The organism is Photobacterium pectinilyticum (genome assembly GCF_024357955.1).
Classification (GTDB): domain Bacteria; phylum Pseudomonadota; class Gammaproteobacteria; order Enterobacterales; family Vibrionaceae; genus Photobacterium; species Photobacterium pectinilyticum.
This window is the reverse complement of sequence record NZ_JANEYT010000001.1, coordinates 32,541-59,266: the sequence shown is the minus strand read 5'-3', so window position 1 is coordinate 59,266 and position 26,726 is coordinate 32,541. Positions and strand designations below refer to the sequence as shown.

Genomic DNA, 26,726 nt, shown 5'->3' with positions numbered 1-26,726 from the left:
AAAGTGCAACGATTTTTTCAAATAAACGAGCCATATCTACTTCCTCAATCTAAATTTACGTGGTTGGGGAAACAGCCTGTAGCCCGCCCAAAATTGGAATTTTGGCATCTGGGCGGCCTTATCTGCTTCTGGAGCTGATTATAGGTATTTTCCATAGTTCAAAAAGCGAATTAAATTCACTATTAAGATTATTAAATCTAATCCCAGTTTGTATTTGTTGGTGACTGTACCTACCTATAAATAGGTGGTTGATGATGATTTGTGCGGGTTATTCAATCTTTTTGTTTTCATTTAATGCTCTTTTTTTCTAAGGGTAATTGGCCGGAATATGAATGGATAAAACAGAATGTTAAGTCGCATTAATAGGGCTATTGATGATTTAAAACACCGACGTTTTATTCTCTTACTGCCAGCAGCCTAAATGGCTTGCAATAACTTGATCTAGGTCAAGTAAGGTGGTGGTGGTTAATAAGTGAACAGGGTTTATTGATATTTATCAAAGCAAATTGTGCAATTAATCCATTGAGCCTGAGAGCGAATGTCAGTAATATTAGCAATGACTTTATTAGCTGTAGCTTAACAACAAATTAACCAATTTGGTACAGCGTTGCAACATATCAAGGATGCCGTTGATAACAATAAAGATGGCAACCAGGAAGGTGAAAAAATTGCGACGACGTTTGGCTACATTTTGCTAAGCCCAACCATAAGTGCACTGTGTTGTACTGTCGTCAGTCAGCCTGGCGAAAGAAGGAGTTCTCAATGTTCACTGATATCGTCGAACTATCGCGGTTACAGTTCGCATTAACTGCGATGTATCACTTTTTGTTCGTCCCACTGACTCTAGGTATGGCTTTCTTGCTCGCCATCATGGAGTCGGTTTACGTAATGACCGGAAAGCAAATCTACAAGGACATGACTAAGTTCTGGGGTAAGCTTTTTGCCATTAACTTTGCCCTTGGTGTTTCCACGGGTCTTACCATGGAGTTCCAGTTCGGTACTAACTGGGCATATTATTCCCACTACGTAGGTGATATTTTCGGTGCGCCGCTGGCTATCGAAGCGCTTATCGCTTTCTTCCTTGAATCTACCCTAGTTGGCCTGTTCTTCTTTGGTTGGGATCGTCTATCCAAGCGTCAGCACCTTACTGTTACTTGGCTCGTTGCTCTTGGCTCTAACTTCTCGGCGCTATGGATTCTTGTTGCAAACGGCTGGATGCAGAACCCTGTCGGTGCAGAGTTCAACTTCGAAACCATGCGTATGGAAATGGTAAGCTTTGCTGAAGTGGTACTTAACCCGGTTGCACAGGTGAAATTCGTTCACACTGTTGCGTCTGGCTACGTAACCGGTGCGATGTTCGTTCTTGCTATCAGTTCTTACTATCTGCTTAAAGGTCGTGATATTGCCTTCGCTCGCCGTTCATTTGCGATTGCTGCAGCATTCGGCATGGCATCAATCCTATCTGTTATCGTATTGGGCGATGAATCAGGCTATGAGCTTGGTGACGTTCAGAAAACCAAGCTAGCAGCGATTGAAGCTGAATGGCACACAGAAGAAGCGCCTGCTGCCTTCACGCTATTTGGTATTCCAAATCAGGAAACCATGGAAACGGATTATGCGATCAAGATCCCTTACTTAATGGGTATTATCGCAACACGTTCTATCGATACGGAAGTAACCGGTCTGCGTGATTTGAAAGATGAACACGAAGTCCGTATCCGTAACGGTATGGTGGCTTACGGCCTGCTGGAAAAATTACGTGCCGGTGATAAGACACCAGAAAACATCGCAGCATTCGATGAAGTTAAACATGACCTTGGCTATGGCTACCTGGTTAAGCCTTATGCTGACAATGTTGTTGATGCGACAGATGAAGACATTGCACGTGCTGCAGATGACTCTATCCCGACGGTGTGGCCGTTATTCTGGAGCTTCCGTATTATGGTGGGTTGTGGCTTCTTGATGCTGGGTATTATCGGTGCAGCGTTCGTGCAGTCTTGCCGTCACAAGATCACTGACAATAAATGGGTACTGAAAGCCGCGCTTTACGGTCTTCCATTGCCTTGGATTGCAATTGAAGCGGGTTGGTTCGTTGCCGAGTATGGTCGTCAACCATGGGCGGTAGGTGAGATCCTGCCGGTGTCGATGGCTGTGTCAAATTTGGCACCTTCTGACATCATTACTTCTTTGCTGGCAATTATTGCACTGTACACAGTGTTCCTGATTGCTGAATTGTACCTGATGATCAAGTTTGCTCGTCTAGGTCCTAGCAGCTTGAAAACAGGCCGCTACCACTTTGAAACTAATGATGCACCGCAGAATGTGGTATCGCGTCAGGTTGAAGCATAATCAGGGAGAGTTGAGCAATGTTTGAATATGAAGTATTGCGATTTATCTGGTGGGCGTTGATCGGTGTGCTATGCATCGGTTTCGCTGTCACAGATGGTTTTGACATGGGTGTCGGTGTGCTGTCCCGTATTATCGGAAAGACAGACAGCGAACGCCGAGTAATGATTAACTCGATAGCTCCTCACTGGGACGGTAACCAGGTTTGGTTGATCACCGCAGGTGGTGCACTGTTTGCGGCATGGCCTTTAGTATACGCAACTGCGTTCTCTGGCTTTTATTTTGCCATGATCATTACACTGGCGGCACTTTGGCTTCGTCCGATTGGTTTTGACTACCGTTCAAAAATTGAAGATCCAAAATGGCGTGAAGCATGGGATAAAGCCATCTTCGTCGGTAGCTTCGTTCCGCCTGTTATTTTCGGTGTGGCGTTTGGTAACCTGATGCAAGGTGTTCCATTCGAGCTGAACGAGTTCATGATCCCGACTTATAAAGGATCGTTCTTTGGCCTGCTGAACCCGTTTGCTTTGCTATGCGGTATCGTGAGCATTCTGATGATCACAACCCAAGGTGCGGCATACCTGCAGATGAAAACAACCGACGCTATCCGTGAGCGTGCACGCCGTGTTGCGATGCGAACCTCAGTGGGAACTGCAGTGTGCTTTGCAATTGCAGGCCTTTGGGCACAGAGCCTTGAAGGGTATGTGATCACATCTGAAATTATTAAAGATGCACCATCAAATCCGCTGACGAAAGAGGTTGTTCGCCAGACCGGTGCGCTGTTTAATAACTTCGATGCGTATCCGCTACTATGGATTGCACCGCTATTGGCTGTTGCTATGCCTGTATTTACCGTGCTTTGCTCTCGTGCAAACCGTGGCGCGCTGGCGTTTATTACCTCAAGCCTGACCATGGCGGGTGTTATCTTGACTGCTGGTTTTGCTCTATTCCCGTTCATCATGCCATCAAGCCTGATCCCTGCTCATAGCTTGACGATGTGGGATGCGACGTCATCAGAACTGACGCTGAACATCATGACTGGTGTAGCGGTGGTGATGGTTCCAATTATCCTGGCGTACACCTCTTGGTGTTACTACAAGATGTTTGGCCGTCTTGATACTAAATATATTGAAGAGAACAAGAACTCACTGTACTAAGGAGACAGACTATGTGGTATTTCGCTTGGATCCTGGGTGTGCTTCTTGCTTGCTCATTCGGTATCATCAACGCGCTGTGGCTTGAAGCGACAGAAAATATGGATAAAGAGGATATTGGTGAGTAACCTCGATCACTGGGTGAAGGGTGCCCACCAGTGGGTAGATTTTGGTCTATTGCGCATAGTGGCGCTGCTGATGTCATTGGCATCAGCAGGACTGGTGGTGTGGGAACCCACACTCTTTGCCCAGGCGATTGGCGGATTCGGACCGATGATCTCGCCAGCCTTGATATGGGCAACGTGTGCCGCAATGATCTTCGGCGTTGGTTTTGTTCCGCGCCGTTGGTACTGGCAGGTGTTTTTCACCCCGTACATCTCGTTGCCAATATTGGCTTATATTTTGTTTCTGCGTTTAGCGTAGCGAAGTGATTTCAAACTGCTCACGCTGATACAAAAATATACAATTGAAACAGCCCATTGCAATTGAGTAATGGGCTGTTTTTTTATATCCGGATAAAATACAACCAGGTAACGTATTGGTAACGGATGATAAGTAGTGACAAGGTCATCAAAAAGTAAAACTCCGTGTGTTTACTAGCAATGCATGATTCCAATCAGGTAGCCAAGTTAGGTATAGTAAGCGATTGAGTAAAAGCCTAAATACATTGGCACACGAACACCATGGTTGGAATGATAATGACCGAAGAGCACCCATTTGAATGGCCTATTAGGGTTTACTACGAAGATACGGACGTAGGTGGCTTGGTTTATCATGCTAACTATATTAAGTTTTTTGAGCGGGCGAGGACGGAACTCTTCCGCCACTTCGGTGTCAGTCTTAACGACTTGTTCGCCGATAAAGTCAGTTTTGTTGTCCGCCATATGGAGGTTGACTACCTCAAAGGTGCCACATTGGATGAGCAACTTGTTGTGCGGACCTGGCCTAATACTATACGCCGGGCATCTATCGAATTTTGTCAGGTTTTAGTTAACAATAACGGGCAAACCTTGTGTAGAGCATCGATTCAGGTAGCCTGTGTCCACCCCGATACGTTGAAACCTATCAAGATCCCAGAGCATATTTTATCGGAGATAACGAAGTGACTGCTGAACTATCGATTTTAGACCTTTTCCTACAGGCGAGCCTGCTGGGTAAGGTTGTTGTACTCATTTTGATGGGTATGTCTGTCACGTCTTGGGCAATGATCATCAAACGATCCCAAGTTTTGTCGCAGGCAAAGAACCATGTTGAGCGATTTGAAGACCGTTTTTGGTCTGGTGTTGATTTGTCGCAGCTTTACCAAGAAGTGGAAGCGCGAAAAGAGAACCTAACTGGCACCGAACAGATTTTCCATGCTGGTTTTAAAGAGTTCGCCCGTTTGCACCGCAGCAATGGCAAGGCGCCAGAAGCGGTGATGGACGGGGCTGGCCGTGCGATGCGCGTAGCATTATCACGTGAAGTAGAAGAGCTCGAAACCAACCTACCTTTCCTCGCTACTGTCGGCTCTATCAGCCCGTATATCGGCTTGTTCGGTACGGTATGGGGGATCATGCACGCTTTTATTGCCCTAGGAGCAGTGAAGCAGGCGACCCTTGCAATGGTTGCCCCTGGTATTGCTGAATCATTGATTGCGACGGCTATCGGCCTGTTTGCGGCGATTCCCGCGGTAATGTTCTTCAATAAGCTGACCAATCAGGTCTCTAAGCTTGAGCATTCTTACGCGACCTTTATGGAAGAATTTTCTAGCATCTTGCACCGCCAGGCATTTGCTGCTCACCAGGAGTAAATAGCATGGCTTATCAACCGAAGAAGCGTAAAGTTACGTGCGAGATCAATGTTGTACCTTATATCGACGTGATGTTCGTACTGTTGATCATCTTTATGGTGACGGCGCCATTTATCACCCAAGGTGTTGATGTTGACTTGCCGAGTACCACGACCGCCAAAACAGCGGCCGAGTTAGTTGGTGAGAACAACGAAAAGCCACCGATTATTGTCGAGGTCAGCCAAGATGGCCACCTCGGCATTAGTGTGGATGACAACGAAATGCAGCGTGGGCTTGGCCTTAATGACCTGCTAACTCGAGTGCGTGCTGAGTTACAGCTGAATCCAGAGTCAGCGGTACTGGTGGGCGGCGATGCTCGAGCACCCTATGCCTATATCATCGAAACCCTCGATGCCCTTAATCAAGCTGGTGTTGGGTCGGTAGGCCTGATGACCGAGCCATTAGAGCAATAAGTAGGTAGGCAGGATGAAAAAGAAAGATTACAGTGCTGCCTTCATTATTTCGTTACTTATGCATGGTTCACTGGTCGTGATGTTGTTGTGGGGATCGGATTTCGTCATGACAAAACCCAAGCCGTCGGGCAACATCGTTCAGGCGGTGGTGGTCGATCCGGCGTTGGTGAACCAGCAGGCGCAACGTATTCGCCAGCAACGTGAAGCGGCCAAAGTTGCCGAACAAGACAGGTTGAAGCGTTTAGAGCAACAAGCTGATGCATTGGAAAAAATGCGTCTGGAAGAAGAGCAGCGTTTGCGTCAGCTCAAGGCGGACAAACTCAAAGCCGAGAAAGAAGCGCGTGATGCTGAGCAGGAGCGAAAGCGAGTGGCGGCTGAACGGACTAAGGTGGCAGAAGAGAAGCGCAAAGCTGATGAGGCGGCACGTGTGGCCCGAGAACAAGCGGCCAAGGCAGAGGCTGACCGTAAGGTGAAGCAGGAAGCGGCGCGTAAAGCCGAACAAGAGCGCCAGCGTCAGGTCGCTGAACAACGCAAAGCTGAGGAAGCAAAACGTCAAGCCGAAGACGCGAAACGTCAAGCTGAAGCGGCAGCCGCGAAAGCAGAAGCCGAACGCCAGGCCCAAGTAGCAGCTAAGAAGAAAGCGGAAGAAGAAGCTCGCCAGGCAGAGGCAGCCCGTGAGGAAGCCGAGCGCAAGGCGGCAGAAGCCCGTGAAACTCAACGCCAGCAGGAAGCGGCATTAAACGATATGTTTGCCGGCCTTGAAGCCGAATCTGAGCTGCGTGGCGGTGCCCGCGGCCAGTTTGTGGCTGATGAAAGAGATCGCTACGGCGCTATCTATAGACAGATGATCCAGCAGAACTTGTTGGTTGAACAGAGTTTTATCGGCAAGGAGTGTGTGATCCGCATGCGCTTGTCGAGCAATGGCTTGGTTCTTGATGCGTCGGAAGATAGCGGTGACAGTGCACTTTGCCGAGCGGCAAAAGCCGCGGTGGTTAAGGTTAGTCAGTTCCCTATGCCGGAAGACCAGGCGGTTGTAGAGCAACTGCGTAACATCAGACTAACAGTAAGCCCGCAATAAGGAAGGAGTAATGATGAAACGTTGGTTATTGGGTTTATGCGTGGCGTTGCTGAGTTTCAGCCAAATCGCCCAAGCAGAGCTGGAATTGGTGATAACGGAAGGGGTGGACTCAGCCCGTCCGATTGGCGTCGTTCCTTTCAAATGGGAAGGGGCAGGCAAAATGCCGACTGATATTTCAGCGGTTATTGCCTCTGATCTCCGTCGAAGCGGTAAGTTCTCGCCAGTGTCGACCAGTAACATGCCACAAACGCCTTCTAACGAAGAGCAGGTAGATTACAATGCCTGGACCTCTATGGGGGTTGATGCTTTGGTGACTGGTACTGTAACCATGAATGAGCAGGGCAATTATGTGATCAACTACCAGCTTATTGATGTGGTGCGCGGTCAGTTGACCAGCGGTCAGAGCCGCGGCTTGGAGAATGGCGAGCTGGTGTTAACCAAAGATCATCTTCTTTTAAATAATCGCGCCACAGTGAAAGAATCACGCCTTCGCCACTACGCTCACCGTATTTCAGATATTGTCTATGAAAAACTGACCGGCGAGAAAGGGGCTTTCCTTACCCGTATTGCTTACGTTGTGATTGATGATAAGGCCGAGTATCCGTACCAGCTCCGTGTTGCCGATTACGATGGCTTCAACGAACGTTTGGTACTGAAATCCCAGCAGCCTTTGATGTCTCCGTCATGGTCGCCAGATGGCAGCAAGCTGGCATATGTTAGCTTCGAGAACCAGCAGGCACAGATTTTCATTATGGATATCTACAAAGGTACCCGTGAAATGGTGACGTCATTCCCGCGTCATAATGGTAGTCCTCGTTTCTCGCCGGACGGCAAGAAACTGGCCATTGTTTTGTCGAAGAGCGGTAGCTTGCAGATCTACATTAAAGACCTAGAAACCAAGGAATTGAAGCAGATCACCCGTGGTCGGGCTAACAATACCGAAGCATTTTGGGATCCAAGCGGCGACTCTTTAATTTTTACCTCAGACAGAGGTGGTAACCCACAGATTTATAGAGTAAATTTAGCTGACGGTTCGACTAAGCGCCTGACTTGGCAAGGAAGTCAGAACCTCGGTGGTCAATTGACGCCTGATGGCCGCTACCTGGTGATGGTGAATAGGTCTGATTCTGGCTATAACATTGCTAAACAAGACTTAAAAACCAATGCTGTTCAGGTACTGACCAAGACATTTTTGGATGAATCACCAAGCATTGCACCGAATGGCGGCATGGTGATTTACAGCTCGGTTAATAACAAATCTAACGAGTTGTCATTAGTGTCGATTGATGGGCGTTTTAAGGCAAGATTACCTGCTACTAATGGGCGGGTGAGGGCTCCCGCCTGGGGACCTTTCCTCTAAGTTAGCGGCAACAAGCGATAAAAAAGGAAAATAAAATGCAACTGAACAAAGTTTTAAAGGGATTGGCAATTGCGCTGCCAATGTTCACTCTAGCGGCGTGTAGCTCTAGTGATAGCACTGATAGCTCTGCAGCTTCAGAAACTAACACCGGTTCAACGACAGAGCAATCGACTGTCGTAACATCGCCAGTTGAGCAAGAGCCAGTGCTTTCTGAGCAGGAACTACGCAGCCAGCAGCTACGTCAGGAACAAACTATTTACTTCAAGTTTGACAACGCTGAAATCCAGCCTGATTACCAAGATATGCTAACCGCTCACGCAGAGTACCTTCGCGATAACGCAGCAGTAAAAGTGATTGTTGAAGGTCACGCCGATGAGCGTGGTACACCTGAGTACAACATCGCCCTAGGTGAGCGTCGTGCTAACGCAGTTGCTAAGTACCTTCAGGCGCTAGGCGTATCTGCAAGCCAGATCTCAATTGTTAGCTACGGTGAGGAAAAGCCACTAGTCCTTGGCCATACTGAAGCTGACTACGCCAAGAACCGTCGTTCGGTTCTGGTTTACTAAGCCATAATAGGTAATTACGATGAACAGTAACACAATGCGAACGCTCGCATTAACGTTGCTGGTTGGTGCGGCGACCCAAGTGGTCGCCGCACCTGCTCCTGTTACTGAAATCAGTGGTAACAGTGCGCAGGGCGGTAGCCTGGAACGTCTGGAAAGGATGATTGAGGCACGCAACCAGGTGCAGTTGGATATGCAACGGCAACTGGATCAGCTGGCAACCGAAATGGATGAGCTGCGAGGGATCGTAGAAAAAAACAGCTATGATCTCAGCCAGATGCTTGAGCGTCAGCGCGAACTCTACCGAGAGGTTGACAGCCTTAATCGCCAGCCTCAGGCAAAGGCGACTGAAGAGCCAGCATCGGATAAAGCAAGTACTGAAGTTTACTCCAGTAATGTGGGCGAGAATGAAGCGTATGAATCCGCGGTTAACCTGATCCTAAAAGAGAAGGATTACTCCGGTGCGATTACTGCTTTTAAAGCGTTTTTGGTCACGTACCCTGAATCAAGCTACAAGCCTAATGCTCATTACTGGCTTGGCCAGCTCTACTTTACTCAAAACCAACTTTCTGAAGCGACAGAGCAATTCACCGCTGTTGCCAGTGTTGAGAAGTCTAACAAGCGTGCTGATGCATTGTTGAAGCTAGGTATTATTGCCGAGCGCAGCAAGAAGCCGGAAGACGCAAAGAAATACTACCAGCAAGTTATTTCGACCTACCCGAACTCAACCAGTTCGCGTCAGGCGAAAAGTAATCTCGATAAGCTGTAAGCGCTTGCTCGTATGTATTGAAAAAGGCCGGTTAACCGGCCTTTTTTGATCCATGATATTTGAACGTTTGCGGTGTATAATGCGCGGATTGTACATGGACAGCAATAGAGCAACCGAGCTATGAGTCTTACTTTTGATCCCTCTGAAATGGTCTATCCGTTTCCACCTAAGCCAACACCGCTAACTGCCGATGAGCAACAGGCGTACAAGGCAAAAATCAAGGCATTGCTAAAGGAAAAAGATGCAGTGCTGGTGGCCCACTATTATACCGATCCTGAAATTCAGGCACTGGCAGAAGAAACCGGAGGGTTCGTTGGTGACTCGCTGGAAATGGCCAAGTTCGGTAACCAGCACCCAGCTAAAACGCTTGTGATTTGTGGCGTACGCTTCATGGGTGAGTCGGCCAAGATCCTGACCCCAGAAAAACGCGTACTGATGCCGACACTGGAAGCTGAGTGTTCGCTTGACCTTGGTTGTCCGATTGATGAATTCAGCAAATTCTGTGATGACCACCCGGATCATACTGTAGTGGTTTACGCTAACACCTCTGCGGCGGTAAAAGCCCGTGCTGATTGGGTCGTGACCTCAAGTATCGCACTGGAAATCGTTGAACAGCTAGATAGCGAAGGCAAGAAAATCATTTGGGGACCGGACCGTCATCTAGGCGGTTATATCGCAAAAGAAACCGGTGCTGAAATGCTGCTGTGGCAAGGTGAATGTGTCGTACATGACGAGTTCTCGGCAAAAGCCTTGCGTGATATGAAGCACTTGTATCCTGAGGCTGCGATTCTGGTTCACCCAGAATCACCCGCCAGTGTGGTGGCTTTGGCTGATGCGGTCGGCTCAACCAGCCAGTTGATCAAGGCAGCCAAGTCTTTACCTCACCAGACGTTGATTGTCGCAACCGACAAAGGCATTTTCTTCAAGATGCAGCAGATGGTACCGGGTAAAGAACTTATCGAAGCACCGACAGCAGGCGCAGGTGCCACTTGTCGAAGCTGTGCCCATTGCCCGTGGATGGCAATGAACGGTCTCAAGGCGATTGAGCAGGGCTTGCGTGAAGGCGGTGAGCTGCACGAGATCTTTGTTGACGAGTCGCTACGCGAAAAATCGCTGATCCCACTTAACCGCATGTTGGACTTTGCAGCCCAACTGCAGGTTAATGTGAAGGGTAATGCGTAACAAACCATAAAGCGACAGATAAAAGAGCGGCCATTGGTCGCTCTTTTTCTATGTGCTACAACGCATATTGACGTAGACTCTACGTTTAAACATAGGAGGTTTTAAATGGGACTGACAATGCTCACTGTTGCTTTGCCCATTGCGCTGGCTTGGATGATGTACTGCGTTGGCCTGACGCTGTCTTTGGCTGACTTCAAGCGGGTTGGCCGTTATCCGCTATTTATTTTCTCCGGACTGGCTGCCCAGTTGGTTGGTTTGCCGCTGATTGCATTGGCCTTGATCCACTTTTTTGGATTGCCCGAGGTTGTAGCGGTTGGTCTCTGGCTCTTGGCGCTTGCACCGGGTGGGGCATCGTCCAATGTGATCACCCATCTGTCCGGCGGCAATGCCGCATTGTCTATTTCTATGACTGCAGTAAGCAGCCTGATCATACCTTTCAGTCTACCGTTACTGCTTCCTGTCGTTCTGAGTGACTCGCAGTTAGTGTTACCACTTAAAACGGCAATCTTACAGCTGATCATGGTGACTTTGGTGCCAGTCTCAATCGGTATGATCTGTCATCATGTTGGCCGTGGCAAATGGTTTGCGAGCTTTGCCAAGTGGGCTGGGCGCTCATCGATTTGGGTGCTGATGTTCACGGTTGCTATTACCTTAGCGGCGAATAGCCAGGTGTTCCAGCAGTTATTTTCCAGTGCCTCAATTGTTGCGATTGCCTTGTGCTTGCTGGGTATGACGCTTGGAATCATTGTCGCCCGTTTACTCAAAGGCGGAGAGGTGTTGACCAAGACATTGGCAATAGAAGTAGGGATCCAGAATGCGGGGACTGCGATTTTTGTTGCAGTGGTTCAGCTTGGGCAGCCTGAGTTGGCACTGACGCCATTATTGTATGGTGTGCTGATGAATATTCCGGTCGCAGTAATGATTTTCCGCCATCAGCGGGGGGCGTTGCGTTCGCTGTTTGCTCGCTAGCCAGGTTTTGCGGTAGTGAAAAAAGGCGGTAACTGAGTTACCGCCTTTTTAGTGAGTGTTTTTGCGACTAAGCGTCTTCTTCACCGTCGTTGACTAGTTGGTAGGCACGGATTGTTAGGCCACTTAGCATGGTTGGGACAGAAGCAAAGATTTCTTCGAACTGGGCAAGGCCGTCTGCACCTTCCTGGGAAAGAGCTTCCATCGCATTTTCTGGATCGTACAGCAGGCTGAAGCAAAGTAACACGCCGCCAAGCAGTGCATTGTTCTCGCTCTCTTCTGGCATGATAGTTTCCCAGTCATCACGAGATAGCTGCCAGCCTTGAAGTAGGCCTTCTGCAAATTCACGGGTATCGATAGATACCAGCTCTTTATCATCTAGCGAACAGCCTTGCGGCCAGTGCCAGCTGCCTTCTAGCAAGGCTTCACGGCTTTCGTTCCATAGGTCAATGATGGCATTAGCGTAGGTTTCTAGTTCTTCTTGGCTGTTAAAAGGAGACGTTTCTTCGCCACCCCACATGAAAGCCAGCCATTCGGATGGGTTGATCAGGTGCGGTGCCGCCGCCATTGCGGTAACAAAACCACGGGTCTGGGCTTCAGAAAGCAACTGTTGAGCCAGTTGTGGATTTTCCAGCAGTGTGCGTAAAGATGAAGACATAATTCGCTCTCGTAAATTTTTATCTGGATTGGTCCAACGCCACTTGCCGCTGGAAAAACACGATTTAGGTTTATACCATATAGTAACAGGGTAGTGACCAAGGTGGGACTGTTCACAGGTAAATCAAGATCTTTGCTGTAATTGTGAACACTTGATTGATTGTGCAGTGTTTTTTGTTGACCTTTACCACCCCAGCCACTATAGTGCGACCCTGTTAAGGCGACACGCCGAAACAGTACAATTTGGTGAGTTGTCCGAGTGGCTGAAGGAGCACGCCTGGAAAGTGTGTATACGGCAACGTATCGAGAGTTCGAATCTCTCACTCACCGCCACATTTCATGAAAAAGCCCGTTGATTATCAACGGGCTTTTTCGTATCTGGTGCTTTTAAGTCTTTCCTCTAGAAGGCCTAAAGGGCGAGAAACATAAGGTTTCGGTATTGGTTGGTAGAGCGTAAATCTATACGGTGGCAAACTCTTTGCTATCCTCGAAAGCAATAACGGATTTTCTTTCAAATAGTTCTACACCGATGTTAATCCTTTTGGCTGTTGTTGAGGGGGTGTTAAACTCTTGAATGATGAGCTGAATGGCTGTTTGGGCTATCGTGTTATAATCACAACCTACAGAGGTTAGTGATGGTGTGATCATTGTTCCGATAGATGAGTTGTCAAAGCCTACTACTGACAGGTCGCGAGGGACCTGGTGTTGGCGTTTCTCAAGTTCATCAATCAGCGAAATAGCGGTTCTATCACATAAGCAAAATACAGCGCTTGCGCCATTAAAGAGCTTATTATCTAGGATGTAGGCTAGTATTTTACTGGCTCCAAAATCAGCCCCAGCTTTTCCTTGCCTAATACTTTGGGCTAGCGTTGCGTCTCCTAATTTGTTACATATGTCCAGAATATCAACCACTGTGACTTTATCTGCCCCTAGCTCTTTTGCCTTCTGTTCAAAACCATAGGTTCTTTGGCTAATTGATGGTCTCGTTTGTGCTGTGAGCATCGCAATATTTCTATGGCCTTTATGCAGCAAGTAATTTGCAACCATCTCTCCGCCAAGTGAATAGTCTAGAGATACGCTCGATATTTTCATATCAGAATCAAAACCATTCACCAAGACGACAGGGGTTCCTCTGCTTTTCAGCGCGTTAGCGATTATAGGTAATTCTGGGCCAAGGATTAGTACACATTCCGAATCGGAAAACTTGTTCAAAACTTGTGAGTCGCTCATTTCTGGGGTGAGCATGACGAGGTGTGCATCTAAACCCATCTGTCTAAATTTGTCACGAAACTTACTGATCATATTGGAGTAATAATGATCTGGTGTATCTACATGCACTAACGTCGCTATCGTTACTGAGCGGATAGGGACTTCATATTTGACTTTGGTTGATTTTCTTTGGTAACCGCTCTCCTCTATTGCTTGATCAACTTTTTGCCTCACATCCGGATGCACTTTATCGTTATTGTTCAGCACCCTTGAAATGGTACTTCTCGATATGCCTGTGATGTTGGCAAGATCGGTTATTGTTACTTTTTTAGTCGTCATTATTTTAATCGCACGCTTATCTATCGTTGCTTTGCTTACATTGTAAACCGCTCAGAAAATAATTTCACCTATGTTTCTTTTGTGAAATATTTCACGAGTGTGGGATATTCAATCTTTGTGATATTGCTCACTGCGCAAGGGATAATTCTCATTCATAATGCTCAAGCATTAAATCAATCAGTAAAGAAGGTTAACAGTGACAGTGACCAGCAATAACCGCTACCAAATTCAAGAAAGTATATTGGCTTCTATTGAACGTAATTTGCCACGTATTGGAAATAGAAATCCAATGATTGGAAATGGCGCCCCAAATTTTGATTGGCATTATCCAGATGAATATTTTTGGACTGATTCTTTTTGGACTGGACAATTATGGCTAGCGTATAGCTTGACTGGTGATGATAAATTTAAAAATAGCGCTAGAATGAGAAGTCCTCAAATGGAGAAAATTCTCTCAACACCAATGTGGATTGATCATGATCTTGGCTTTTTATTTAGTTTAACGGCAGTAGCTGATTATAAATTGACGGGATGTGAAAAAGCACGCACGCAAGCTTTACGCGCTGCAGATGCATTACGAAACCGTTTTAATTGGAATGGTCGTTATTTACCAGCTTGGAATGCACAAGCTGATAACCCTGGACATGCTGAGTTTGTACAGGGAAAAATCATTATTGATTGTATGCAAAACCTTGGCTTATTACTGTGGGCATATAAAGAAACCTGTATCGAAACTTATAAAGAAGTGGCAATTCAACAGGCTGATACAACACTGAAATATCTTGTTCGCGATGATTTTAGTACTTATCATTCTTTTGATTTCGACCCACGAACAAACCAACCGAAAGCAGGAAGAACAGTACAGGGTTTTGCTCATGATTCGTGTTGGAGTCGCGGGCAATCATGGGCTATCCATGGCTTTGCTCAATTAGCAGAGACGACGGGAAATCTTGAGTATGCCGATATATCGGCAAAGTTGACTGATTATGTTATAGAACATATTACGGATGACTACATTCCAGTATGGGACTACTCTTTACCGCCAGGTGAGAAGCAATATAAAGATACATCTGCCGGGGCTGTAACTGCGGCAGGTATTTATATTTTGGCTGATGTTTATAAAAAATCTGGACGTAGCATTGAGGCAGAAAAATATCATGCCGTTGCTGAAAAAATGTTATTAGCGTTGCGTACCCACCATGATTTGACAAATATTGAACACGCACAAGGCTTACTTTCTGGCGCCGCTTCATTTGTAAATATGATGAAAGGCCCTGATACAAGTTATTTTGCGGATGGCATGTTGCCTTATGGTGATTACTATTATTTTGAAGCGGCCATGCGTGCTTTGGGTCATAACCAATTTTTTTGGAATTAAGGAATAATAACGATGCCTTTTTATGCTCCTTTTTCTGAAAACCCAATGAGATCGAAACAAGACTTCCAACAATTAGTACAAGACCTTTTTACGCCAATTTTGCCTTATTTAGAAAGTCAGGGCTCGCATCCTGATTTCCATGAAGGTGGGGCCATCTTTGATATGTCAGCCAGTGGATTGGAGGGCGTCGCCCGTCCATTATGGGGAATTATTCCATTGGTCAAAGGTGGGGGTGAGTTTAAGCATTGGCACTTATACCATGACATTATTACACAAGGCACCGATCCTGAAAGCGAACGCTATTGGGGGGCTGCGGCAGGTATTAATCAGCGCAGTGTAGAAATGGCGGCATTTGGTTTGTTGCTGGCCGTTCTTCCCGAGCATGGTTGGGATCCGTTACCTGAAGTTGTGCAGGACAATTTTGCCGCATGGTTGGCAAATATTCAAAATTGTCCAATGCCTCAAAATAACTGGTTGTTTTTCACCATTTTAGTACAAGCGGGTTTACGTAAAGTGGGCCGCAGTGATCTAGTTGATATTGACGTCGAAGCTGATTACCTAAACAAACTTAAAAGTTTTTACTTAGGAGATGGTTGGTATGGCGATGGTGAAGTAGCAAATATTGATCACTATGGTGGTTTTGCTATTCACTTCTACAGCATTATTTATGCGACTTTGTTCGATAACCCTGACCGTGAATTAAGCCAGCTATTCCTTGATCGGGCTGAGGCATATTGTGAACCGTTTTCATACTGGTTTGCAGAGTCGGGGGAGTGCCTTGCACAGGGACGTTCTTTGACTTATCGATTTGCCACTGCTGGATTTTGGGGAGCAGTTGCTAGTTTAGACTTAGCATCGATGAAGCCCGGTGCCATCAAAGGTATGTGGGCTCGCCAGATTCGTCAATGGAAAGATAAGCCTATTTTCACCCAAGAAGGTTTACTGAGCCGTGGTTACGATTATCCGAACCTCAAAGTATGTGAAGGCTATAATTCACCGACATCTCCATATTGGGCCTTTAAAGCTTTTTATCCTCTGATGCTCGAAGACAACCATCCGTTTTGGCAGAGTGAGGAGCAAGAGCAGATCCTTGATAAAAATGTGTATCCGATGCCGGCAGCGCGCTCGATTGTACAGCGAATAAATGGTCATAGTATTGTGCACTTTGCTGGGCCAATTGAGCCGCAATTTGAGTTGGATAAATACAACAAATTTGCTTATTCAACCTGTTTTGGTGCTGATATTGGTGCACTGCAGTACAGCAATATGCTGAGCTTTGGCGATAACATCTTGGCGTTTAGTTTTGATCAAGGGGCAAATTGGCAAACTCGCCTAAGCAATAGCAGGGTAGAGGTTGACCATAATGACTTAGTCATTGAATGGACTAGTGGCTCTGTTGATGTGACTACACTAATTCAAGTGTTGGAAAATGGAGAATCAATTCGGACACACGAATTTGAAATACACTCAGCGGCCTGGATTGTCGAGACCGGTTTCGCTGTCAGCAACTGGTATCAAGAACGTCAAACCCTTCAGCAGGCTTCCGGTATCAGTGCAACAGTTGAACTTTTAGGTACTACGGGTTCGTCATTGATCATGAGTCAAGACCAGCATAATAAAGACTCCAAGCAATGCTGTAGAATCCATAGCAACTTAGTTTCCCCTAGAACACATGTTCCGTACTTGCTTACAAAGTTGGAGCCAGGGAAACACAAAATATCTAGCAAATTTATCGTTTCACCTAACAATAATTAATAATTGAAAGAAGGCGTTAATAATGAATAAAACTCTGATAGGTTTAGCTCTTGCCTCTATATCTGTATCTTCTGTAAGCGCTAATGATTCAACAATACCGAACCTGAAAATTCTTAGTGAGTCAACGACAGCCTGGACACATAACTTTAACCCCTGGCTTGGGGGGCTGAGCTCTGCCGAGTTTGCTTATGAGCCTCTTTATGTTTTTAACCTATTGGATGATACAAAAGAGTATCCTTGGCTCGCGACAGGGTATGAACTGAGTGAAGATCTAAAAGTGTTAACAGTAACACTGCGGGAAAACGTTACTTGGTCTGATGGCAAGCCATTTACCGCTGATGATGTTGTTTTCTCTTTCGAGTATACGCATAACAACCCCGGTATTGATTTAACAGGCTTAGGTTCATCCGTTGAAAGTATTGAGAAAGTTAATGATTACGAGGTGAAGATTTATCTTAGTAAGCAAAATGCATTTTCACAATATGATATTTTGACAACAAAAATCATCCCACAGCATATTTGGTCTGAAATTGAAAACCCTTCTCAAGAAGTAGTACGAAACCCTGTTGGTACGGGACCATTTACTGAGATTGAGCGTTTTACGCCGCAGGTTTATATCCAATGTAAAAATGAAAATTATTGGAACCCTGATCTGGCATTGAATTGTCTGGAGTTCCCTCAGTTTTCTTCAAGTGATGCTGCACTTGAAATGATGGCGAAAGGGGAAAGCGATTGGAATGGTATTTTCGTACCTGATATTGAACGTTTGTTTGTTAAGGCAGCGGAAGGTAATAAATATTGGTTCCCTTCTGGTGATGGTGTGCGTATTACACTTAATTTCCAGACAAAGAATGAAGGTGCAAGAAAAGCGTTTAGTGATGTGAATTTCCGAAAAGCGTTTAACCTTTCGATGGATCGAGAAGCGATGAGAGATCTCGGTGCCTATGGTTATGTTGAACTAGGTAATTCAGCTTCAAACTTACCGGGTTCTTTACATAGCTGGCGAAATAAGGAAGCTGATAAGACTTGGGCAAAATACACTCAATATAATCTTGCAGAAGCAAAAAAATATCTTCTCGATGCTGGATATAAAGATGTTACTGGTGATGGTTATGTTGAAAACCCAGATGGTTCAGAGCTTAAATTATTGATGCAAGTACCAAGTGGTTGGTCTGCAATGGTCAATAATGCCATGATTGCGATTGATGGCTTAAGGGATGCAGGTATCAATGCGAACTTAATTACTCCAGAGGTTCAGGCATACAGCCAAAACTGGAGAGGGGGGAACTTTGACGCCACATTTGGCGGAGGAAGTATCGCTTCCTCTGGTTGGAAGTTTTATGACTACACCATGCATTCTCGTTACGCTAAAAGTGGTCAATGGTGGTCTTCAACAATGACTAATTACCAAAACCCTGAACTAGATGGTTGGATTCAGCAACTAAGTGTCACATTTGACCATGATGAACAGCGTGAAATAGCGACAAAAATTGAACGCCATTTTGCTGACAATGCTATTCAAATTCCTTTGTATTACAACGCAATTTGGTATTCATATAATGACAGCCGTTTTACCGGATTCTTTAATGCTGATAATCCAGTAGCGCACCCAGCTCCATTTGAATCAAATAAACTTCTGCATGTTATGCATATAAAGCCAAGAACATAATGGTAAGCAATAATATATAAATGAGAACGCCATGAATTAGTTGGTGGCGTTCTCAATATCAACAAGGAATAAAATCCGATTTCAGGGGTTAACATGAAATTTATATTAAGTCGATTAGGCTTTTACTTCCTCGCCTTCTTAGCTGCGATAACGATTAACTTTTTCTTGCCAAGGTTTATGCCGGGTGACCCAATTCAATCATTCCTAGCACGCTTAGCCCAAAATGGTGGTCAAATAAGCCCGGAAACGATTGCTTCTTTAGAGGTATTATATGGTTATTCAACAAACACACCGTTGTTTCAACAGTTTATAACCTATGTGCAGTCTATTTTAATGGGAGAGTGGGGAACGTCGACTCGATTTTTCCAGCCTGTTTTTGAAGTATTAGGCCGGGGTATGTTCTGGACATTACTTTTAGTCGGCTCATACCTTCTAGTCTCTTATACAGTAACGACAATGCTCGGTATCTATGTGGCTTGGAAGCGTGGTACATGGGCGGACTCGATTGTTACTGTTGGGTCGGTGGTCATCTCATCTATTCCGGCGGTTGTAATGGCCCTTGGGATGTATTTCTTGTTTGCTTCAAATTTGGGTTGGTTCCCTACCGGTTATGCTTATAACCCATCTTTGGATGCTGGCTGGAATACAGAGTTTATCAGTAGCGTCGCTTATCACTTGGTGCTTCCACTTGTGTGTATGGTCGCTCTGGGCATGGGTAATGTGATGGGTATGCGCTCAAATATGATTAACCAGTTGGGTGAAGACTTCATTGTTATGGGGTGGGCAAAAGGTGTTAAAGACAGAAAAGTCATGATGCAATATGGAGCTCGTAATGCCATTTTGCCAATGATTACGACTTTTGCGATGTCTGTTGGTGGTATCTTTGGTGGCTCATTAATTATTGAAATTATTTTCAATTACCCAGGGTTGGGACAGGTCATGTTCCAGGCAATGCTTGCCCGTGATTATCCGCTTATTCAAGGTTACTTACTGATAATGACAGCGATGGTTTTAGGCGCAAACTTTATTGCAGATTGCTTGCTGTTTATCCTTGATCCTCGACTTCGCACCCAGCTGGACTAATGGGAGAGAAATAAAATGACAAAACTTAAATTAATAAAGCAATTCTTGTTAGACAACCCAAAAGCGGCGATTGGTATTTTTATTGTTGCCTCTGTTTGTTTGATGTGCGTATTCGCCCCATTTTTAACTCAGTTTGATCCTGGCGCTCGTGTTGCAAGGCCACACCAGGCACCTAATATGGAGAATATTTTAGGCACCACAAGAATGGGACGTGATGTGTTTTCACAGCTTCTCTATGGTGGTCGAGTTTCACTTATGGTTGGTTTTGTTGCCGGCACGTTTGTTATCTTGATGGCGATGGTTGTTGGGATTGCATCTGGGTATTTCGGTGGTGTAGTTGATAACGTTCTTTCGTTTTTTACGAATTTGGTAATGGTTATTCCTAGCCTTCCTCTAATGCTAGTTCTTGCTTCATTTTTGGATCAAGTATCGCCAGTTGTCATTGCTGTCATTATCGGTGCAACTTCTTGGCCTTGGGGGGCTCGGGTACTACGCTCTCAGACGCTAGCGATTAGAAATCGTGATTTTGTCCATGCCGCTGAAGTTATGGGTGAAACTAAAAAACGCATGCTGTTTGCTGAGATAATGCCAAACATGATGTCAATTCTTGCTTCTTGTTTTATTGGCACAGTGATCTACGCCATTATGACCCAAGCGACCCTTGAGTTTATCGGACTGGGTGATCCTCTAAGTGTGACATGGGGGGGGATGCTGTACAACGCTGATCAAACCTCTGCGATTCGAATCGGAGCATGGTGGGAAATTGCGGCTCCAAGTGTCGCGCTGGCTTCCATTGCAATTGGCCTTGCGTTGCTCAACTTCTCAATTGATGAGATCTCAAACCCTAAATTGAAAGCACAGCGTATCATGGCTCGTTTCCGTCGTGAGGAAAAGAAAGCACTTAAGTCAGCGGCAGCTGAAAAAGCCAATGTAGTGGAGGTTGTGTAATGAAGAAGTTAGTAGAAGTTAATAACTTATCCGTTGATTACATTACCTTTGATGGCCGAGTGCGTGCTGTAAACAATGTTAGCTTTCATATTGGTGAAGGTGAAATTCTAGGTCTAGCGGGTGAATCAGGGTGTGGTAAGTCGACCATTGCGTATTCACTGATGCGTTTGCACCGTCCGCCTGCTTTGATTTCAGAAGGAGAAATATTGTTTGACGGGCGTGATGTTTTGCAAATGGATGAAGAAGCATTACGTAACTTCCGTTGGAAAGACACTTCGATGGTGTTTCAGAGTGCGATGAACTGTTTGAACCCGGTGAAAACTATCGAATATCAGTTCTTTGATATCTTTGATGCTCATGGTCTGGTAGAAACCCGTGAAGAGTCTATCGAGAAAGCGAAAGAATTATTGCGAATTGTAGATATCCCTACAGAGCGTCTGTTCGATTATCCACACCAGTTCTCTGGTGGTATGCGTCAACGAGTAGTTATTGCAATGGCATTAGCGTTGAAGCCTAAGTTATTAATTATGGATGAGCCTACAACGGCACTTGATGTTGTAGTACAGCGAGAAATATTACAGAAAGTTCACCAATTGAAAGAAGAGTTTGGCTTTTCGATTTTATTTATCACCCATGATTTGAGTTTGATGGTCGAGCTGTGTGACCGCATTGGTATTATGTACTCAGGTCAATTGGTGGAGTTGGCGCCATCGAAAGAAATTTTGTCTAAGCCTAAGCACCCTTATTCGTTTGGACTTGGTGACTCGTTCCCAACCTTGCATGGTGAACTGCAAGAAATGAAGGGAATACCGGGGAGCCCATTAGATCTCAAAAATGTTCCTTCGGGATGTCGCTTTTCCCCTCGCTGTTTTAAAGCATGTGAGCTATGTAAAACAACCCCGCCAAAGTTATTAGGTGCAGGGGAAAATCGATGGGTATCTTGTCACCACCCACTGCCAATTGATGCTGTCACGGAGGCCGTATAAATGCATGCAATTAAAACAGAAAACAGCGTTCTTGACGAAACGAACCCAGTTGTTCTAGAGGCCAAGAATCTAACGATTGATTTTCGTAAGAAGGGGGGCTCTTTGTTTGGGCCAAAGCAATACCTTCGCGCTCTTAATGGGTTGAACTTCCAACTACGTGAAGGACGATGCTTGGCTGTTGTGGGTGAGTCGGGCTGTGGCAAGAGTACCAGTGCAAAGATTGCGACAAAAATTCACCAGGCAAGTGAAGGTGGGATCTATTTCCACGGTAAAAATATCGATGACATTACCTCTAAAGATGAGTTAGAGGCTTACCGTCGTGATGTGCAAATGGTATTCCAAGACCCGTTTGCTTCGTTGAACCCGCTCCATACCATTCGCTATCACTTGTCTCGTCCGTTGAAAATCCATCATGGATTTAAATCCGGTCCCGAAATGGAATCTAGACTCATAGAGATTCTTGAGCAAGTCGGCCTAACACCGGCAAAAGAGGTACTTGATAAGTTCCCTCATCAGCTCTCTGGTGGTCAGCGACAGCGTGTGTTTCTTGCTAAAACCTTGGCAATTGGAGCGAAAGTTATTTTGGCCGATGAGCCAACGTCAATGCTTGATGTTTCTATTCGCATTGGTGTGCTTAACCTCATGAATGAGATGAAGCGCGAAATGGGTAAAGCCTTTATGTATATTACCCATGATATTGCGACGGCAAGATATTTTGCAGAGGATACTGTTGTACTATATTGCGGACACATGGTTGAATGGGGCTCCACAGAGGGTATCACGCAAAACCCGAAGCACCCATATACGCAATTGTTATTAGCAGCGGTACCTGATCCTAGTCGTAGTATTCATGAAAAGTTACCGACGCACCGTTCCATGGAAACACCGATGTGGTCACCAGAAAAAACAGGGTGCCCTTATGCATCACGATGCCCTCAAGCAAGAGACGAGTGTAAGCAGTCTTTGCCTGAACCGGTAGAAATTGAGCCTGAACACTTTGTGCGTTGTCATTTATTTTAAATTGATAAATAACCACCTAAATATAAATTAGGTGGTTAATAAAAATTAGCTGGTGATATTAATGAGTAATATTTGTAGCACTCCTTACTTTAAGGCGTGGCCTAAAATTGTGTCTAAAATCTCTCAAGATAATGTAATTGAAGATGAGGTTGAATTAATTATAAATCAGATGACCCTCGAAGAAAAAATTGGTCAGATGATTCAACCTGAGATAAGAGAGATTACAACAGAAGAACTTAAAGAGTATAAGATTGGTTCAATACTAAATGGTGGTGGCGCATGGCCCAATGATAATAAACATGCATCAGCAAAGGATTGGGCAAGTAAGGCCGATGATTTCTGGATGGCAACAGAAGAAATGTTCTCAGATCGTTCATTTAGAATTCCATTTATTTGGGCGACTGATGCGGTTCATGGCCACAATAATGTATTTGGTGCTACTGTGTTCCCTCACAATATTGGCTTGGGGTGTGCTCGTGACCCTGAGTTAATCCTCGAAATAGGCCAAGTGACAGCGAGGGAAATTGTTGCAACAGGCTTAGACTGGACATTTGCACCTACAGTTGCCACCCCTCGAGACCTACGATGGGGAAGGGTATATGAAGGGTACTCCGAAGATCCTGAGATTACTTATCAGTATGCAGCTAAAATGGTTGAGGGATTGCAAGGTGATGCTCAACAGCTGAAGAGTGATGAGAAGGTTCTTTCCAATGTTAAACATTGGGTTGGAGATGGCGGTACTTCGTCAGGTATCGACCGTGGGGTGAATGCTTACAGTGAAGAGTTACTGAGAAATATTCATGCCTGTGGCTACTTTAGCGGCCTTGAGGCAGGGGCCCAAGTGGTGATGTCTTCATTTAATAGTTGGGAAAATGAATCAAACTATGACTTGAGTCCAGGACAAGGAGAGGTGTACAACCACAAAATTCACGGCAGTAAATATTTGATCTGTGATGTTTTGAAAGGCCAGATGGGCTTTGATGGGGTGGTTGTAACAGATTGGCATGGTCATTCTGAAGTTAATAAATGTACAGATACCAATGCCAATTATGCCATTAATGCGGGTAATGACGTTTTAATGGTGCCGATCCGATCTAATTGGAAGGGAGTCATTAAATCTGCCCTTGAAGGGGTAAACAATGGTGAAATACCGTTAAGTCGAATAGACGATGCTGTAACACGTATTCTTAGAGTAAAAATGCGTGCCGGGCTATGGAATAAGTCGAGACCTATTTTAAGGAAATATGCAGGTATGCAGGAGCAGTTAGGTGCTTGCTCTCACCGCGATATTGCACGACGAGCGGTACGACAGTCTTTGGTTTTGCTTAAAAATAAACATCAGCTCCTACCATTGTATAGAGATCAGAGAATAATCCTGACGGGTAGTGCGGCAGATGACTTGCAAAAGCAAGCGGGCGGATGGAGCTTAACTTGGCAAGGGGACGAAAACACGCTTGATGACTTTCCGGGCGCATCAACGGTTAAGATGGCACTAGAAGCTGAGTTAGGTCAGGAGAACGTAACTTATGATCCAAACCTTGAGATCTCGCTAAAGTCTGGTGATGTTGCCATCGTAGTTTTTGGTGAAGATCCTTATGCAGAAATGATGGGTGACATTAAAGTATGGCAGACGCTAGAGTTTAGTGCCCTGAAGAAAGCATATAAGGCTGATTGCGATAAAATAAAGAAGCTGAAAAATGCTGGCGTTAAAGTGATTAGTGTCTTTTTCAGTGGCCGTCCTTTGTATCTTAATGAAGAAATTGCCAATTCAGACGCTTTCATTGCTGCATTTTTACCGGGTAGTGAAGGGTTTGGTATTACAGACCTGTTATTGAGAGATAGCTCAGGATATACACAATATGATTTCACCGGAAAGCTTTCATACAGCTGGCCAAATAAGAAACGAAGTGCAACGGTGAATAAAATTCCATCTCATATTCCAAATTATGTGCTGCCTGATAATGAGCAGTGTCCTAATGGGGAGCATAAACCACTATTTGAGTACGGTTATGGGTTGAATTACACAAATAAAATTCAAGACCGAAATCTAGACGACCTTACCTTAGATATCAATGATGCTGAGCTTGATGAGATCGCTTCGTATGAGACCCACCTTTATGGTGTTAAGTCGACGATTGGCGACTATAAACTCAAAATTGCAGACCAAGTACATTGGATTGGGCATGATATATCCAGAAATAACAGTATGACGCTGAATGAGGTTTGGACTAAACCGTATAATTATCAGCAGCAGCAGGATGCAATGCAGGTGACTGTCGGTCAAACAGTTTGTGCTGTCTATCTTCAAACTGGTGATGGAAGTGTAGAGAACTTTTCTAAATACAGAAATGGTACACTTAAATTCGAGATTAAAGGGCTACTTGAACCGAAGAATAAAGTTTATTTATCTCTTCAAAAAACGACGTTAATTAGTGATATTGATGATATCAACATGATTGATGTTACTCGATACTTTAATAAGTCGGATTCATTTGAAGAAATAGCTATCCCAGTGGAAGATATTATAAACAATAATATTGATGTTAATTATTTAGATACACCTTTCGTTATTTACCTCGATGGTCCTTGTGAGTTTGTAATCGCAAATGTAGTTTGGTCTAACTGAGTTAAATCAATAAATATAAATATAATATGAGAGCTTACTTCTAAGCTCTCATAACCCCTAATTAACAATAGTTGTGGGATTTCCACAATGGATTTTTGTACCTGAACTTTATATATAACGTAAATGATGGATATTGAACATGGATATGAAATTACTGCCAACAGCAGCTCTACTTTCAGTTATTTGTTTATCAAGCAGTGCGATAGCATCCACTGATTTTTTTGGCTACGCACGTGCTGGCTTACATGTTTCACCTGACAGCTCAAATGGCAATGGGCACCCAGACTACATTAAGGCTGAAGGAGCTTCAGGGAAATACAGGCTGGGTAATGAGGATGACTGGGCAGAACTTGGTGTAAGGCATGATCTTTACCACCAAGATAACCAAAGAGCTGAAATAGGTTTTATGATGGGAACTTGGCATAACCCAATTTCTCGCTCTAACTCGTTCACAATTATGCAAGCATGGGGACAACTGTACGGTATATTTGGTAGTGATATCACAAGTATGTGGGCTGGTCACCGATACACGCGTAATTTAGCTGACGATATGCTCGATTTTAAACACTGGGATAATACTGGTCGTGGTATTGGTATACGTGATCTTGAATTGAGTGATTCATTTGGTGGCTCGCTCATTGATGTATCCGTTGCCTACCATAATGGTGATTATAATGAACTCGGAGTCGATTCAAGTCGTCTTAAGTCAGCTGTTATTTCACCAGAAGCACGTATTCATGGAATTGATTTTTTGGGAGGTAACCTAACACTTGGAGCCAACTTTGCCTATGTTGTTGATGACGAACAGCTTGTTGATAACTTAGGAAGTGACGCTGAAAAGGCGGGTTATATGCTGACTGTCAACCACAAAGCGAGTATTGGACCTGCGTGGAACATTTTTACTGTTCAACTTAATGGTGGTATCGGTGTTGCGGGGTGGACTCAAGATGCAAAAGTACATTTGGATACTCCGGGTAATAGTTACCGAGTGTTAAATAATGGTTTTTGTACCATCAACGACAGATGGTCATGTCAATATTCATTCATGTACGAAAATATCTCTCTAGATAATAATTTAGATGGTAAGGAAACACTCAGTGTTGGTGTTCGCCCACGATATAATTGGACAGATTTCACTCAAACAGAGGTCGAGATTGGATATCAGCAAGCGGAAAGTGATCGATTCAGTAATAAGAACACAGCATTTAAATCAACCATCGCTCAAAAATTCCATTTTGGTGGGGTTCCACACCTAAGAATCTATGCAACATATGCAGATTCAGAAACTAATTGGAAGGAAGACAGTTTTGGTTACCACGTCGCAGATAGCCGTGAACTAGACACTTGGACATTTGGTGCGCAGTTTGAAGCGTGGTGGTAACCATTTTTAACTACCT

The 26,726-nt window shown here is 44.9% G+C and carries 24 protein-coding genes and 1 tRNA gene; 23 read left to right on the top strand and 2 right to left on the bottom strand.

Annotated features, from left to right (window positions below):
* The first annotated feature begins 762 nt into the window (after positions 1 to 762).
* From cydA to NHN17_RS00200, 13 genes are all read left to right on the top strand, one after another.
* Complete coding sequence (gene cydA, locus NHN17_RS00260) at positions 763 to 2,349, top strand: cytochrome ubiquinol oxidase subunit I (protein ID WP_255040086.1); 1,587 nt, start codon at positions 763 to 765, stop codon at positions 2,347 to 2,349.
* A gap of 17 nt (positions 2,350 to 2,366) precedes the next feature.
* Positions 2,367 to 3,503 (top strand): cytochrome d ubiquinol oxidase subunit II, encoded by a 1,137-nt coding sequence (gene cydB, locus NHN17_RS00255; protein WP_255040085.1) that lies wholly within the window; start codon positions 2,367 to 2,369, stop codon positions 3,501 to 3,503.
* An 11-nt stretch (positions 3,504 to 3,514) separates the two neighbouring features.
* Complete coding sequence (gene cydX / locus NHN17_RS00250; RefSeq protein WP_044622852.1) at positions 3,515 to 3,628, top strand: cytochrome bd-I oxidase subunit CydX; 114 nt, start codon at positions 3,515 to 3,517, stop codon at positions 3,626 to 3,628.
* Entirely contained in the window at positions 3,621 to 3,923 is a 303-nt protein-coding gene (gene ybgE, locus NHN17_RS00245) for a cyd operon protein YbgE (RefSeq protein WP_255040084.1), read from the top strand. The genes cydX and ybgE overlap by 8 nt, the downstream gene beginning before the upstream one ends.
* A gap of 275 nt (positions 3,924 to 4,198) precedes the next feature.
* Positions 4,199 to 4,606, top strand: coding sequence for a tol-pal system-associated acyl-CoA thioesterase (ybgC, locus tag NHN17_RS00240; protein ID WP_255040083.1), 408 nt, complete (start codon positions 4,199 to 4,201; stop codon positions 4,604 to 4,606).
* The gene (gene tolQ / locus NHN17_RS00235) at positions 4,603 to 5,289 is read left to right on the top strand and encodes a protein TolQ (RefSeq protein ID WP_255040082.1); all 687 of its coding nucleotides are present in this window, start codon (positions 4,603 to 4,605) and stop codon (positions 5,287 to 5,289) included. Before ybgC ends, tolQ begins: the two co-directional genes overlap by 4 nt.
* Before the next feature lie 5 nt (positions 5,290 to 5,294).
* Complete coding sequence (tolR, locus tag NHN17_RS00230; protein ID WP_255040081.1) at positions 5,295 to 5,741, top strand: protein TolR; 447 nt, start codon at positions 5,295 to 5,297, stop codon at positions 5,739 to 5,741.
* Positions 5,742 to 5,754: 13 nt separating this feature from the next.
* Positions 5,755 to 6,819 (top strand): cell envelope integrity protein TolA, encoded by a 1,065-nt coding sequence (tolA, locus tag NHN17_RS00225; RefSeq protein WP_255040080.1) that lies wholly within the window; start codon positions 5,755 to 5,757, stop codon positions 6,817 to 6,819.
* Between the two features lie 10 nt (positions 6,820 to 6,829).
* Positions 6,830 to 8,179 (top strand): Tol-Pal system beta propeller repeat protein TolB, encoded by a 1,350-nt coding sequence (tolB, locus tag NHN17_RS00220; protein WP_255040079.1) that lies wholly within the window; start codon positions 6,830 to 6,832, stop codon positions 8,177 to 8,179.
* Positions 8,180 to 8,214: 35 nt separating this feature from the next.
* Positions 8,215 to 8,745: a peptidoglycan-associated lipoprotein Pal gene (gene pal / locus NHN17_RS00215; protein ID WP_255040078.1), complete on the top strand. Its 531-nt coding sequence runs from the start codon at positions 8,215 to 8,217 to the stop codon at positions 8,743 to 8,745.
* 19 nt (positions 8,746 to 8,764) lie between these two features.
* Positions 8,765 to 9,511: a tol-pal system protein YbgF gene (gene ybgF, locus NHN17_RS00210; RefSeq protein ID WP_255040077.1), complete on the top strand. Its 747-nt coding sequence runs from the start codon at positions 8,765 to 8,767 to the stop codon at positions 9,509 to 9,511.
* Between the two features lie 120 nt (positions 9,512 to 9,631).
* Complete coding sequence (nadA, locus tag NHN17_RS00205; protein WP_255040076.1) at positions 9,632 to 10,693, top strand: quinolinate synthase NadA; 1,062 nt, start codon at positions 9,632 to 9,634, stop codon at positions 10,691 to 10,693.
* Between the two features lie 105 nt (positions 10,694 to 10,798).
* The gene (locus tag NHN17_RS00200; protein WP_255040075.1) at positions 10,799 to 11,662 is read left to right on the top strand and encodes a bile acid:sodium symporter family protein; all 864 of its coding nucleotides are present in this window, start codon (positions 10,799 to 10,801) and stop codon (positions 11,660 to 11,662) included.
* Positions 11,663 to 11,729: 67 nt separating this feature from the next.
* On the opposite strand, the gene NHN17_RS00195 is transcribed toward NHN17_RS00200, so the two are convergent.
* Entirely contained in the window at positions 11,730 to 12,317 is a 588-nt protein-coding gene (locus NHN17_RS00195) for a UPF0149 family protein (RefSeq protein WP_255040074.1), read from the bottom strand.
* 244 nt (positions 12,318 to 12,561) lie between these two features.
* Here NHN17_RS00195 and NHN17_RS00190 point away from each other — a divergent pair.
* Positions 12,562 to 12,649: transfer RNA gene (locus NHN17_RS00190), tRNA-Ser, on the top strand.
* A gap of 126 nt (positions 12,650 to 12,775) precedes the next feature.
* Here the strand turns inward: NHN17_RS00190 and NHN17_RS00185 are convergent.
* Positions 12,776 to 13,864 (bottom strand): LacI family DNA-binding transcriptional regulator, encoded by a 1,089-nt coding sequence (locus NHN17_RS00185; protein ID WP_255040073.1) that lies wholly within the window; start codon positions 13,862 to 13,864, stop codon positions 12,776 to 12,778.
* Between the two features lie 196 nt (positions 13,865 to 14,060).
* Between NHN17_RS00185 and NHN17_RS00180 the strand changes: the two genes are divergently transcribed.
* The 9 genes from NHN17_RS00180 (at position 14,061) to NHN17_RS00140 (ending at position 26,710) form a co-directional block, all read left to right on the top strand.
* Positions 14,061 to 15,242, top strand: coding sequence for a glycoside hydrolase family 88 protein (locus NHN17_RS00180; protein WP_255040072.1), 1,182 nt, complete (start codon positions 14,061 to 14,063; stop codon positions 15,240 to 15,242).
* A 12-nt stretch (positions 15,243 to 15,254) separates the two neighbouring features.
* Complete coding sequence (locus tag NHN17_RS00175; RefSeq protein WP_255040071.1) at positions 15,255 to 16,997, top strand: DUF2264 domain-containing protein; 1,743 nt, start codon at positions 15,255 to 15,257, stop codon at positions 16,995 to 16,997.
* Positions 16,998 to 17,019: 22 nt separating this feature from the next.
* Positions 17,020 to 18,666 (top strand): ABC transporter substrate-binding protein, encoded by a 1,647-nt coding sequence (locus tag NHN17_RS00170; RefSeq protein WP_255040070.1) that lies wholly within the window; start codon positions 17,020 to 17,022, stop codon positions 18,664 to 18,666.
* Positions 18,667 to 18,759: 93 nt separating this feature from the next.
* Positions 18,760 to 19,749 (top strand): ABC transporter permease, encoded by a 990-nt coding sequence (locus NHN17_RS00165; RefSeq protein ID WP_255040069.1) that lies wholly within the window; start codon positions 18,760 to 18,762, stop codon positions 19,747 to 19,749.
* Positions 19,750 to 19,764: 15 nt separating this feature from the next.
* Entirely contained in the window at positions 19,765 to 20,697 is a 933-nt protein-coding gene (locus tag NHN17_RS00160; protein ID WP_255040068.1) for an ABC transporter permease, read from the top strand.
* Positions 20,697 to 21,683, top strand: a complete 987-nt coding sequence (locus NHN17_RS00155) for an ABC transporter ATP-binding protein (RefSeq protein WP_255040067.1) — start codon at positions 20,697 to 20,699, stop codon at positions 21,681 to 21,683. Before NHN17_RS00160 ends, NHN17_RS00155 begins: the two co-directional genes overlap by 1 nt.
* Positions 21,684 to 22,703 carry an ABC transporter ATP-binding protein gene (locus tag NHN17_RS00150; protein ID WP_255040066.1) on the top strand — a complete coding sequence of 340 codons (1,020 nt, stop codon included), beginning with the start codon at positions 21,684 to 21,686 and terminating at the stop codon, positions 22,701 to 22,703.
* Between the two features lie 61 nt (positions 22,704 to 22,764).
* Positions 22,765 to 25,329, top strand: a complete 2,565-nt coding sequence (locus NHN17_RS00145; RefSeq protein WP_255040065.1) for a glycoside hydrolase family 3 protein — start codon at positions 22,765 to 22,767, stop codon at positions 25,327 to 25,329.
* Between the two features lie 139 nt (positions 25,330 to 25,468).
* Complete coding sequence (locus NHN17_RS00140) at positions 25,469 to 26,710, top strand: carbohydrate porin (RefSeq protein ID WP_255040064.1); 1,242 nt, start codon at positions 25,469 to 25,471, stop codon at positions 26,708 to 26,710.
* The last annotated feature ends 16 nt before the right edge of the window (positions 26,711 to 26,726 follow it).